Origin of the sequence: Hydrogenophaga sp. H7, assembly GCF_002025745.1 — a bacterium.
GTDB classification, from domain to species: Bacteria; Pseudomonadota; Gammaproteobacteria; order Burkholderiales; family Burkholderiaceae_C; genus Hydrogenophaga; species Hydrogenophaga pseudoflava.
The window spans coordinates 141,633-153,401 of record NZ_MCIC01000014.1; the positions used below are offsets into that span (position 1 = coordinate 141,633).

Consider the following 11,769-nt stretch of genomic DNA (forward strand, 5'->3'; position numbering starts at 1 on the left):
AGGACAAACATCGGAGACTTGCATGACATCTGGTAAGACACCGCAGCCCGACTGGCTGCAGGCGGCCGAGCAGTTCCAGAACCAGCTCATCCAGCAGTGGACACAGGCCGCACAGGCCTTTCCCGGGGCGGCGCAGGGCTCCCCCACTTCCCCTGATCCCTTCGCAGCGTTCAAGGCCTTCATGCCGCAGGCCGGTGTGGCCCATCCGTTTGGCATGCCGATGCCGCAGATGGGGCAGTTGCCCGGGATGGGTGACCTGCTGGCCCAGACCACGGGACACCAGGTCCGTTTTGATCCGGCCAAGCTGATCGAGATCCAGAACCAGTACCTCAAGGATGTGGCCGGCCTGTGGAACCAGGGGCCGGCGGTCCAGCCCAAAGGGGACCGGCGCTTCGCGGACGAGTCCTGGGGCAACAACCCCGTGGCCTCCTACACGGCGGCTGTGTACCTGCTCAACGCCCGCACGCTGATGGCACTGGCCGATGCGGTCGAAGGCGATGCCAAGACCCGCACGCGGGTGCGCTTTGCGGTCCAGCAGTGGATCGACGCCAGCGCGCCGAGCAACTTCCTGGCATTCAACGCCGAGGCGCAGAAGAAGGCCATCGAGACCCAGGGCGAGAGCATTGCCAAGGGCGTGGCCAACCTGCTGCACGACATCAAGCAGGGCCACGTGTCGATGACCGACGAGAGCGTGTTCGAGGTGGGCAAGAACGTCGCCACCACCGAAGGCGCCGTGGTGTTCGAGAACGAGTTGTTCCAGCTCATCGAATACAAGCCGCTGACGGCCAAGGTCTACGAGCGTCCGTTCCTGCTGGTGCCGCCCTGCATCAACAAGTTCTACATCCTCGACCTGCAGCCGACCAACTCATTCATCCGCTACTGCGTCGAGCAGGGCAACCGCACCTTCGTGGTGAGCTGGCGCAACCCGGACGCCTCGCTCGGCCACAAGACCTGGGACGACTACATCGAAGACGCCGTCATCAAGGCGATCACCACCACGCAGGACATCACCGGCGCCGAGCAGATCAATGCCCTGGGCTTCTGTGTGGGCGGCACCATGCTGAGCAATGCGCTGGCCGTTCTGGCTGCGCGCGGCGAGGAGCGGGTGCACAGCGCCACCTTCCTGACCACACTGGTGGACTTCACCGACACGGGCATCCTGGACGTGTTCATCGACGAGCCGTTCGTCAAGATGCGCGAGATGCAGTTTGCCCAGGGTGGGCTGATGCCGGGCCGCGACCTGGCCACCACGTTCAGCTTCCTGCGACCGAACGACCTGGTCTGGAACTACGTCGTCGGCAACTACCTCAAGGGCGAGTCGCCGCCGCCGTTCGATTTGCTGTACTGGAACTCCGACGCGACCAACCTGCCCGGCCCGTACTACGCCTGGTACCTGCGCAACATGTACTTGGAGAACAACCTCGTCAAGCCCGGCAAGACCACGGTCTGCGGGCAGAAGGTGGACTTTCGCAAGGTCAAGCTGCCGGTCTATATCTACGGCTCGCGCGAGGACCACATCGTTCCGATCGGCGGCGCCTATGCCAGCACGCAGGTGTTCCCGGGCAAGAAGCGCTTCGTCATGGGTGCTTCGGGTCACATCGCCGGTGTGATCAACCCGCCCGCCGCCGGCAAACGCAGCCACTGGACCGGACCGGCTGGCCAGTTCCCGGCCGACGTGAACGAGTGGATCGACGGCGCCACCGAACACAAGGGCAGCTGGTGGACCGACTGGGCCGCCTGGCTCAAACCCCTGGCTGGCAAGCAAATTGCTGCGCCCAAGACCTATGGCAGAGGCAAGGCGTATGCGGCCATCGAGCCGGCGCCTGGCCGCTATGTGAAGGCCAAGGCCTGAACGTCCTGACCGTTTGCGTTCATGGCTGAACGCAAACCCCAAACTTTGCTGCACCCACCCTTCAAGGAGAACCACATGGAAGACATCGTCATCGTTTCCGCCGCCCGCACCGCCGTCGGCAAGTTCGGCGGTTCGCTGGCCAAGACGCCGGCCACCGAACTCGGCAGCATCGTCATCAAGGGACTGCTGGCACGCACTGGTCTGCCCACCGACGCCATCGGCGAAGTCATCATGGGCCAGGTGCTCGCCGCTGGCTGTGGCCAGAACCCGGCCCGCCAGGCCATGATGAAGGCCGGTCTGGCCAAGGAAACGCCGGCGCTGACCATCAACGCCGTCTGCGGCTCGGGCCTGAAGGCCGTGATGCTGGCCGCGCAGGCCGTGGCCTGGGGGGACAGCGAGATCGTGATCGCCGGCGGTCAGGAAAACATGAGCGCCAGCCCGCACGTGCTCAATGGCAGCCGCGACGGCCAGCGCATGGGCGACTGGAAGATGACCGACACCATGATCGTCGACGGCCTGTGGGACGTCTACAACCAGTACCACATGGGCATCACCGCCGAAAACGTGGCCAAGGCCCACGGCATCACCCGCGAGATGCAGGACGCCCTGGCGCTGGGCAGCCAGCAGAAAGCCTCCGCTGCGCAGGACGCCGGCAAGTTCAAGGATGAGATCGTTGACGTGCTGATCCCGCAGCGCAAGGGCGATCCCCTGGTGTTCAACAGTGATGAGTTCATCAACAAGAAAACCAATGCCGAAGCGCTGGCCGGTCTGCGCCCCGCTTTCGACAAGGCCGGTTCCGTGACCGCTGGCAACGCCTCCGGCATCAACGACGGTGCCGCCGCCGTGATGGTGATGACGGCCAAGAAGGCAGCCGCCCTGGGCCTGACGCCGCTGGCGCGCATCGCCGCCTTCGGCACCAGCGGCCTGGACCCGGCCACCATGGGCATGGGACCGGTGCCGGCTTCGCAAAAGGCCCTGGCCCGCGCCGGCTGGAAGGCGTCGGATGTTGATCTGTTCGAACTCAACGAGGCCTTTGCCGCCCAGGCCTGCGCAGTCAACAAGGCGCTGGACATCGATCCGGCCAAGGTCAACGTCAACGGTGGCGCCATCGCCATCGGCCACCCCATCGGTGCGTCCGGCTGCCGCATCCTGGTGACGCTGCTGCACGAGATGCAGCGCAGCGGCGCCAAAAAGGGCCTGGCCGCGCTGTGCATCGGCGGCGGCATGGGCGTTTCCCTTGCTGTTGAACGCGCCTGATACCCACTACTTTTTCGCCACACGGCACCACCCAGAGGAGCACACACATGAGTCAGAAAGTTGCATACGTCACCGGCGGCATGGGCGGCATCGGTACCGCAATCTGCCAGCGCCTGCACAAGGACGGCTTCAAGGTCATCGCCGGCTGCGGCCCCACCCGCGACTACAACAAGTGGCTGGACGAGCAGAAGGCGCTGGGCTACACCTTCTACGCCTCGGTCGGCAACGTGGGTGACTGGGATTCCACCGTCGAGGCCTTCACCAAGGCCAAGGCCGAACACGGCAGCATCGACGTGCTGGTCAACAACGCCGGCATCACCAAGGACCGCATGTTCCTGAAGATGTCCAAGGAGGACTGGGACGCGGTGATGAACACCAACCTCGACTCCATGTTCAACGTGACCAAGCAGGTCGTGCCGGACATGGTGGAAAAGGGCTGGGGCCGCATCATCAACATCTCGTCGGTCAACGGTGAGAAGGGCCAGGCTGGTCAGACCAACTACTCGGCCGCCAAGGCCGGCATGCACGGCTTCTCGATGGCGCTGGCGCAGGAGCTGGCGACCAAGGGTGTGACGGTCAACACCGTGAGCCCGGGCTACATCGGCACCGACATGGTCAAGGCCATCCGCCCCGACGTGCTGGAGAAGATCGTCGCCACGGTGCCGGTCAAGCGCCTGGGCGAGCCGTCGGAAATCGCGTCCATCATCGCCTGGCTGGCCAGCGAAGAGGGCGGTTACGCCACCGGCGCGGACTTCTCGGTCAATGGTGGTCTCCATATGGGGTGATGGTGCCCATGGCACAAACATGAAACCCGCTTCGGCGGGTTTTTTGTTGCCCACAGGGATAATCCGGCCCCATGTCTGCTTCCGTTTCTCCCTGGCGCCTGTCGGTCGCACCCATGATGGGCTGGACCGACCGCCACTGCCGATACTTCCACCGCCTGCTCACCCGCCACACCCTGCTGTACACCGAGATGGTGACCACGGGGGCGCTGATCCACGGCAATGCCGCCCAGCATCTGTTCTTCAATGAAGAGGAGCATCCGGTGGCGCTGCAGCTCGGTGGCAGCGAACCGGCCGATCTGGCGGTGTGCGCGAAGCTGGGGCAGGACCGCGGCTACGACGAGATCAACCTCAACTGTGGCTGCCCGAGCGAGCGCGTGCTGCGCGGCGCCTTCGGAGCCTGTCTGATGGGCGAGGCCGCGCTGGTGCGCGACTGCGTGAAGGCGATGGTCGATGTAGTGGACGTGCCGGTGACGGTCAAGCACCGCATCGGCATCGACAAGGTCGAGAGCTACGACTTCGTGCGCGACTTCGTCGGCACGGTGGCCGAGGGCGGTTGCCAGGTCTTTCTGGTCCATGCCCGTAACGCCTGGCTCAAGGGCCTGTCGCCCAAGGAAAACCGCGAGATTCCGCCGCTGCGCTACGAGCTGGCCTACCGGCTGAAGCAGGACTTCCCCGGGCTGACCATTTCGGTCAACGGCGGCATCACGACCGACGACCAGATCGCCACGCACCTTGAACATGTCGACGGTGTCATGGTCGGCCGCGAGGCGTACCACAACCCCTGGCTGATGGCGGGCTGGGACGAGCGCTTCTATGGCGATGCCTCACGTCCGGTGCCGACCCGCGAAGCGGTCGAGCTGGCCATGATCGATTACATGGAACGCGCCCACGCACAGGACGGCGTGAACTGGTATTCGATCGCCAGCCACATGCTCGGTCTGCGCCACGGCCTGCACGGCGCGCGCAAGTGGCGCCAGGTCTGGAGCGACCACCGCCTCAAACCCCTGCCGCCGCGCGAGGTCTGGGCAATGGCCCAGGCCCATGTCGGCGCGCCGCGCGACGAAACTCCGTTCGAACCCTCTGTCTCCACCCACTGAAAGAACACCCGCCATGTCCCGTTTGCTGATCTGCGCCGTCGCACTGTCTGCCGGCCTGCTGTCCCTGAACGCCTCGGCCCAGAACGCCGTCACCGAAGCCGCTGCCAAGGAAGCCGGCGCCGTGGTCACCAAGACCGGCCTGGTCTACCGTTCGCTCAAGGACGGCAGCGGCACCAGCCCCACGGCGGCCGACACGGTCAAGGTGCACTACAAGGGCACCTTCCCCGATGGCAAGGAGTTCGACAGCTCCTACGCGCGCGGCACGCCGATCGAGTTTCCGCTGGGCCGCGTGATTCCCTGCTGGACCGAAGGCGTGCAGCGCATGAAGGTGGGCGGCAAGGCCAAGCTCACCTGCCCGAGCCAGATCGCCTACGGCGAGCGTGGTGCGGGCGGCGTGATCCCGCCCAATGCCACGCTGCTGTTCGAGGTGGAGCTGCTCGGCATCGCTGGCAAGTGAGGCCGGTTGCCGAGCTCACTTGCCGGTGAGCTTGGCCTTGAGTTTGGTGATGCCGATGAAGTCCATGATGATCTTCTCGTAGATCGGCTCGGACGTGCCTTTCTCCATCTTGCGCATGAAGTACTTCTCGAAGGCCACCTTGGCCAGGTGAACCCATTTGCCTTCGCTGAACCAGCTCACGTTGCGCGGCGGGATCTGGGGCAGGGCCACGAAGGCCGCGCCGGTGTCGCCGAAGTCGGCCAGGCAGACCGTGTTCCAGGTGGCCTTGTGGGTGGGCTCCTGGCCGTCCAGCAGTTCGCGGATGTTGTGCGCAGTGGCCGTGACCATGGACTCGATCATGTAGCCGGTCTTGGGCGTGCCGCAGGGGATGGGCGTGGCTTCCACAGGCGGGATGGCCACGCAGACCCCCACGCTGAAGATGTTCCGGAACTTCGGGTTGCGCTGGTGTTCGTCGATGGTGATGAAGCCGCGCGGGTTGGTCAGCCCCTCGATGCCGAACACCGCGTCCACGCCCTTGAAGGCGGGCAGCATCATGCTGTGCTGGAAGGGCAGCACATGCTCCTTGATGGGCTGGCCCTGGTCGTTGTGTTCGGTCACGAACATCTGGCCCGCTTCCACCTTGGTGGTCTTGGCGTTGCAGATCCACTTGATGTGGCGCTGGCGGAAGGCCGATTCGAGCATGCCCTTGGAGTCGCCCACACCGCCCAGACCGAGGTGGCCGATGTAGGGCTCGGAGGTCACGAAGGTCATGGGCACCTTGTCGCGGATCTTGCGGCGGCGCAGGTCGGTGTCCATGATCATCGCGAACTCGTAGGCGGGGCCGAAGCAGGATGCGCCCTGAACCGCACCCACGACGATGGGGCCTGGGGTCTTCACGAAATCCTCCCAGGCGAGCTTGCTGGATTCGGCGTGGCTCACATGGCAGATTGATTGGGTGTGGCCTCCGTGGGGGCCCAGACCTTCGATCTCGTCGAACGCCAGCTTGGGCCCGGTGGCGATGACCAGGTAGTCGTAGTCCACCCGGCTGCCGTCGTCCAGTTCGACCTGGTTGGTTTCGGGGTGGACCCGCCTGGCGCGCTGGATGATGGATTCGATGCCCTTGCGCTTGAGTGCCGGTGCGATGTCGACCTCGATGTCCTTGCGCTGGCGCCAGTCGACCGCCACCCAGGGGTTGGACGGCACGAAGTGGAACTTGGGGGCTTCGCTGATGACGGTCACGGTGTCGCCCGGGCGGGCGAGGGCCTTCATTTCGTAGGCCATGGGCATGCCGCCGATGCCGGCGCCCAGAATGACGATGCGTGCCATGGGGGTCTCCAGTGGTGGATCTTGGAGACCTGATCATGTATGCCCCTGGGGGTATGTGACTTGAGAAAAGTCAAACCCGGACCGAGGGAAAACCCGGCCGGCGATGGCCGGTCAGAGGCCCAGCGCGCGCAGGTTGATCAGACCGTCGCAGACGGGCGGGCACCAGAAATAGGCGCCGGTCTGGGGTTCCGAGAAGCTGAACAGCGCATCGGTGATGCCGTCCTCGGCACCCGACATGCGCCGCAGCTGGGCTTCGAACGCGTCGAAGGAGTGGCCGAAGGCGGCGAACACCAGACCGCCGTTGTTGCCTTCCGCCCAGGGCATGGAGCGGCGCAGCACGAAGGCTTCGGGCGCGAAGCTTTCCTGCGCGGTGCGCTTGACGTGGGCCGATTCGGGCGCGTCGTCGAGTTCTTCGTTGCTTTCGCGTTCGCGGCCGATGGTGTGGTCCTGCTGGTGCTTGGGCATGGCTTCGAAGCGGCTCATGTGGTGGTGCCAGCGCTGCACCGCCACAAAACTGCTGCCGGCCAGGTCGCCAGCTTCTTCGGGCAACAGGGCCACGGCCAGTGCCTCGTCTCCCTGTGGGTTCTCGGTGCCGTCCTCGTAGCCGGTGAGGTCGCGGCCCTGGTTGTGGTTGAAGGCGTCGGTGATGTCGGTCACGTCGAAGGCCGGCGCCAGCAGCGTTTCCAGGTGGCGGCTGCGGATCAGCAGGTCGCCGCGGTCGGTGCCGCGCAGCCAGACCAGCAGATCGGTGGGCGTGGCGGGCAGCTTGATGCGGGCACCGTCGATGCCGGTGAAGGTCTTCAGGCCGGGCACCTGGGCGCCCAGTTCGCGCGCCAGCGAGGCGCCGATGCCCACCACGGTGGCCTGCCCATCGGCCTGGCTTGCCAGCCGTTTGAGCACCACGCGCGGGTCGACGCCGACCCGCAGCTGGCAGGTGAGGTAGCGCCCGTGGGCGGGAATGGGTTCGAGGATGCCGGGTTGGGCGAGGTGGGCGATGCTCATGCCCGGGATTATCGGCTCAGGTCGCCGCTTCGAGCCCGTTGCGGAAGTGTTCCTGCATGCGCTGGCGGGTCAGGTTGGCGTCGCGCGCGAGCAGGGCGGCCATGACCGCTCGGTGCTCGGCCAGCGACTCCTCGATTCGGCCGGACTTGAACAGCGAGCTGTGGCGGTTGAGCTTCATGACCTTGCGCAGGTCGGCCACCATCTGCTGGCGCCAGCGGTTGTCGGCCATCTCCAGCAGCCGCATGTGGAACTGCTCGTTGACGGCGAAGAAGCGGTCGCGATTGGTGACGGCGGTTTCCAGCTCGGCGTGCAGGGTCTGCAGTTCGGTGCGCTGGGCGTCGGTGGCGCGCTCGGCCACCACGCCGGCAGCGTCGGATTCGAGCAGCGACAGCAGGTGGTAGACGTCGGCCAGGTCTTTCTCGGACACTTCCGTCACGTAGGCGCCGCGGCGCACCTTCATGGTCACCAGGCCTTCGGCCGCCAGCACCTTGAGTGCCTCGCGCAGCGGGGTGCGGCTGATGCCGTATTCCTCGGCCAGCTTGAGTTCGTCGATCCAGCTGCCGGGCTCCAGTTCGCGCTTGAAGATGCGCTGGCGCAGGAGTTCGGCAACTTCTTCGTACAGGGCGCGGGGGGCAAGGGAGAGGGCAGACATGCAGGGATGGGTCGGGTGACAGCGGCTGCATTGTAAGCCCGCTGGAATATTTTGCATCAATAATTATGAATGATGTAAACTCCGCGGCCGGATCTGTTGCAGATCCCACACCGCTGTCCGTCCGCCAGAGCGAGCCCCTGCCATGAGCCAGAAACCCTCCGAATTCGCCCCCGCCAACCTCGAAGCCTGGGCCAAGGCCGCCCAGAAATCCGCACCCGGTGGCGACGTGAACGCGCTCAACTGGGTCACGCCCGACGGCATCAGCGTCAAGCCGCTGTACACGGCCGAAGACACCAAGGACCTGCCGTACACCAACACGCTGCCGGGTTTTGAGCCTTATATCCGCGGCCCGCAGGCCACGATGTACGCGGTGCGGCCGTGGACCATCCGCCAGTACGCCGGTTTTTCCACCGCCGAGGAATCCAATGCCTTCTACCGCAAGGCGCTGGCGGCCGGCGGGCAGGGCGTGTCGGTGGCCTTTGACCTGGCCACCCACCGCGGCTACGACTCCGACCATCCGCGCGTGACGGGTGACGTGGGCAAGGCCGGTGTGGCGATCGACTCGGTCGAGGACATGAAGATCCTGTTCAACGAGATCCCGCTGGACAAGGTCTCGGTCTCCATGACCATGAACGGCGCCGTGCTGCCCATCCTGGCCGGTTATGTGGTCGCGGCGGAAGAGCAGGGCGTGAGCCAGGACAAATTGAGCGGAACCATCCAGAACGACATCCTCAAGGAGTTCATGGTCCGCAACACCTACATCTACCCGCCCGAGCCGTCGATGAAGATCATCGGCGACATCATCGAGTACACGGCCAAGCACATGCCGAAGTTCAACTCGATCTCGATCTCGGGCTACCACATGCAGGAAGCCGGCGCCAACCAGGCGCTGGAGATGGCCTTCACCCTGGCCGATGGCAAGGAGTATGTGAAGACCGCCATTGCCAAGGGCATGGACGTCGACGAGTTCGCCGGTCGCCTGTCCTTCTTCTGGGCGGTGGGCATGAACTTCTACCTGGAGATCGCCAAGATGCGCGCGGCCCGCCTGCTGTGGTGCCGCATCATGAAGGGCTTCAACGCCAAGAACCCCAAGAGCCTGATGCTGCGCACGCACAGCCAGACCTCGGGCTGGTCTCTGACCGAGCAGGATCCGTACAACAACGTGGTGCGCACCACCATCGAGGCCATGGCTGCCGTGTTCGGCGGCACCCAGTCGCTGCACACCAACTCGTTCGACGAGGCCATCGCGCTGCCGACCGAATTCAGCGCCCGCATCGCGCGCAACACGCAGCTCATCATCCAGGAAGAGACGCACATCACCAACGTGGTCGACCCCTGGGCCGGCAGCTACATGATGGAGTCGCTGACCCAGCAGATGGCCGACGAGGCCTGGAAGATCATCGAGGAGGTCGACGCCATGGGCGGCATGACCAAGGCGGTGGACTCAGGCTGGGCCAAGCTGAAGATCGAGGCCGCCGCGGCCGAGAAACAGGCGCGCATCGACTCCGGCAAGGACGTAATCGTCGGCGTCAACAAGTACAAGCTCAAGCAGGAAGACGCCATCGACATCCTGGAGGTGGACAACGTCAAGGTGCGTGAGGCACAGATCGCCCGCCTGCAGGCCATCAAGGCCAGCCGCGACAACGCCAAGGTCCAGGCCGCGCTGGATGCGCTGACCGCCGCCGCCGAGTCCGGCCAGGGCAACTTGCTGGACCTGTCCATCCAGGCCATCCGCCTGCGCGCCACCGTCGGCGAAGTGTCTGACGCGCTGGAGAAGGTTTACGGGCGCCACCGCGCCGACACACAGAAGGTGACCGGGGTGTACGCCGCTGCTTACGACTCTGCCGAAGGCTGGGAACAGCTCAAGAAGGAAATCAGCGATTTCGCCGACGCGCAGGGCCGTCGCCCGCGCGTGATGATCGCCAAGCTCGGCCAGGACGGCCACGACCGCGGCGCCAAGGTGGTGGCCACGGCCTTTGCTGACCTGGGCTTCGACGTCGACATGGGTCCGCTGTTCCAGACGCCGGAGGAGTGTGCTCGCCAGGCGATCGAAAACGACGTGCACGCCGTGGGTGTGAGCACGCTGGCCGCCGGTCACAAGACCCTGGTGCCTGCCATTATCCAGGCCCTGAAGGACCAGGGCGCCGACGACATCGTGGTGTTCGTGGGTGGCGTGATCCCGCGCCAGGACTACGATTTTCTGTACGAGGTCGGCGTCAAGGGCGTCTATGGCCCAGGCACGCCGATCCCGGCCAGCGCCAAGGACGTGCTGGAGCAGATCAAGAAGGCGGTTGACGCCGCCTGACCGTCCGGACGCATCCGTGACCCCCGAACAGATCCAGACGGGCATCGTCGGCGGTGCGCCGGCCGTCCAGCGCCGCGCGATGGCCAAGGCCATCACGCTGCTGGAGTCCACCCGCCCCGACCACCGCCAGCAGGCCGATGCACTGTTGACCGGGCTGCTGCCGCACACCGGTGGTGCCTTTCGCCTGGGTATCAGCGGCGTGCCCGGCGTGGGCAAGAGCACCTTCATCGAGGCTTTGGGCCTGTACCTGATCGGCCAGGGCCACCGCGTGGCGGTCCTGGCGGTTGACCCTTCTTCCTCCGTATCCGGTGGCTCCATCCTGGGCGACAAGACGCGCATGGAGCACCTGAGCGTGCACGAGCGCGCCTACATCCGGCCCAGCCCGAGCAGCGGCACGCTGGGCGGCGTGGCTGAGAAAACGCGTGAGGCCATGCTGGTCTGCGAGGCCGCGGGCTATGACGTGGTGATCGTCGAGACCGTGGGCGTGGGCCAGAGCGAGACCGCAGTGCACGGGATGACCGACATGTTCTGCCTGCTGCAGTTGCCCAACGCCGGAGACGATTTGCAGGCGATCAAGAAGGGCGTGATGGAACTGGCCGATCTGGTCGTCATCAACAAGGCCGACATCGATCCCGACGCCGCCACCCGCGCGCGGGCGCAGATCATGTCGTCACTGCGCCTGCTGGGGCTGCACGGCAACCCGGACCACATGCACCACGACCAAGCCATCTGGCACCCGAAGGTGATCCAGATCAGCGCGCTGCACGGGCAGGGCGTGGACAACTTCTGGTCGGCGGTGAGCGAATTCAGACGCCTGCAGACCTCCAATGGCCGACTGGCCGGGCGTCGCCAGCAGCAGGCCCGAGCGTGGATGTGGGAACGCATCGACGCCGGCCTCAAGCAGCGCTTTCGCGAGCACCCGCGGGTGCGCGAGCGGCTGGACCTTTTCACGCGGCAGGTGCAGGCTGGCGAACTCGCCGCCTCCACGGCCGCACGCCAATTGCTCGAACGGTTCGACTGACGTCCACCCGATCACAACGATTTCACCGGAGAGACC

Annotated in this window: 10 protein-coding genes; 7 read left to right on the plus strand and 3 right to left on the minus strand. The window is 65.4% G+C overall.

Annotated elements, in window-relative coordinates:
- Positions 1-22: 22 nt before the first annotated feature.
- The 5 genes from BC358_RS09755 to BC358_RS09775 all read left to right on the plus strand — a co-directional run bounded on the left by BC358_RS09755 (position 23) and on the right by BC358_RS09775 (position 5,448).
- Entirely contained in the window at positions 23-1,852 is a 1,830-nt protein-coding gene (locus tag BC358_RS09755) for an alpha/beta hydrolase (RefSeq protein ID WP_079365673.1), read from the plus strand.
- Between the two features lie 75 nt (positions 1,853-1,927).
- A complete protein-coding gene (locus tag BC358_RS09760; protein ID WP_079365674.1) occupies positions 1,928-3,109 on the plus strand; it encodes an acetyl-CoA C-acetyltransferase in 1,182 nt (393 codons plus the stop codon).
- Positions 3,110-3,156: 47 nt separating this feature from the next.
- Positions 3,157-3,894 carry an acetoacetyl-CoA reductase gene (gene phbB, locus BC358_RS09765; RefSeq protein WP_079365675.1) on the plus strand — a complete coding sequence of 246 codons (738 nt, stop codon included), beginning with the start codon at positions 3,157-3,159 and terminating at the stop codon, positions 3,892-3,894.
- A 71-nt stretch (positions 3,895-3,965) separates the two neighbouring features.
- Positions 3,966-4,991 carry a tRNA dihydrouridine(20/20a) synthase DusA gene (gene dusA / locus BC358_RS09770; protein WP_066151436.1) on the plus strand — a complete coding sequence of 342 codons (1,026 nt, stop codon included), beginning with the start codon at positions 3,966-3,968 and terminating at the stop codon, positions 4,989-4,991.
- Positions 4,992-5,004: 13 nt separating this feature from the next.
- Positions 5,005-5,448, plus strand: a complete 444-nt coding sequence (locus tag BC358_RS09775; protein ID WP_066151434.1) for an FKBP-type peptidyl-prolyl cis-trans isomerase — start codon at positions 5,005-5,007, stop codon at positions 5,446-5,448.
- Between the two features lie 15 nt (positions 5,449-5,463).
- Here the strand turns inward: BC358_RS09775 and BC358_RS09780 are convergent, their stop codons facing one another.
- The 3 genes from BC358_RS09780 to BC358_RS09790 all read right to left on the minus strand — a co-directional run bounded on the left by BC358_RS09780 (position 5,464) and on the right by BC358_RS09790 (position 8,407).
- Positions 5,464-6,753: an NAD(P)/FAD-dependent oxidoreductase gene (locus BC358_RS09780; protein WP_079365676.1), complete on the minus strand. Its 1,290-nt coding sequence runs from the start codon at positions 6,751-6,753 to the stop codon at positions 5,464-5,466.
- Between the two features lie 111 nt (positions 6,754-6,864).
- On the minus strand, positions 6,865-7,755 hold the full coding sequence (locus tag BC358_RS09785) for a Dyp-type peroxidase (protein ID WP_066151432.1): 891 nt from the start codon (positions 7,753-7,755) through the stop codon (positions 6,865-6,867).
- A 16-nt stretch (positions 7,756-7,771) separates the two neighbouring features.
- The gene (locus BC358_RS09790; RefSeq protein ID WP_066151430.1) at positions 7,772-8,407 is read right to left on the minus strand and encodes a GntR family transcriptional regulator; all 636 of its coding nucleotides are present in this window, start codon (positions 8,405-8,407) and stop codon (positions 7,772-7,774) included.
- A gap of 142 nt (positions 8,408-8,549) precedes the next feature.
- Between BC358_RS09790 and scpA the strand changes: the two genes are divergently transcribed.
- Together scpA and meaB are read left to right on the plus strand one after the other, a co-directional pair.
- Positions 8,550-10,712, plus strand: coding sequence for a methylmalonyl-CoA mutase (gene scpA / locus BC358_RS09795; protein WP_079365677.1), 2,163 nt, complete (start codon positions 8,550-8,552; stop codon positions 10,710-10,712).
- Between the two features lie 16 nt (positions 10,713-10,728).
- Positions 10,729-11,733 (plus strand): methylmalonyl Co-A mutase-associated GTPase MeaB, encoded by a 1,005-nt coding sequence (meaB, locus tag BC358_RS09800; protein WP_179130046.1) that lies wholly within the window; start codon positions 10,729-10,731, stop codon positions 11,731-11,733.
- The last annotated feature ends 36 nt before the right edge of the window (positions 11,734-11,769 follow it).

Bases quoted from the DNA above. Each gene is read 5' to 3' on its own strand.
- BC358_RS09775 (WP_066151434.1), top strand. From the start codon at position 5,005: ATGTCCCGTTTGCTGATCTGCGCCGTCGCACTGTCTGCCGGCCTGCTG.
- BC358_RS09755 (WP_079365673.1), top strand. From the start codon at position 23: ATGACATCTGGTAAGACACCGCAGCCCGACTGGCTGCAGGCGGCCGAG.
- phbB (WP_079365675.1), top strand. From the start codon at position 3,157: ATGAGTCAGAAAGTTGCATACGTCACCGGCGGCATGGGCGGCATCGGT.
- BC358_RS09785 (WP_066151432.1), bottom strand. From the start codon at position 7,755: ATGAGCATCGCCCACCTCGCCCAACCCGGCATCCTCGAACCCATTCCC.
- BC358_RS09780 (WP_079365676.1), bottom strand. From the start codon at position 6,753: ATGGCACGCATCGTCATTCTGGGCGCCGGCATCGGCGGCATGCCCATG.
- dusA (WP_066151436.1), top strand. From the start codon at position 3,966: ATGTCTGCTTCCGTTTCTCCCTGGCGCCTGTCGGTCGCACCCATGATG.
- BC358_RS09790 (WP_066151430.1), bottom strand. From the start codon at position 8,407: ATGTCTGCCCTCTCCCTTGCCCCCCGCGCCCTGTACGAAGAAGTTGCC.
- scpA (WP_079365677.1), top strand. From the start codon at position 8,550: ATGAGCCAGAAACCCTCCGAATTCGCCCCCGCCAACCTCGAAGCCTGG.
- BC358_RS09760 (WP_079365674.1), top strand. From the start codon at position 1,928: ATGGAAGACATCGTCATCGTTTCCGCCGCCCGCACCGCCGTCGGCAAG.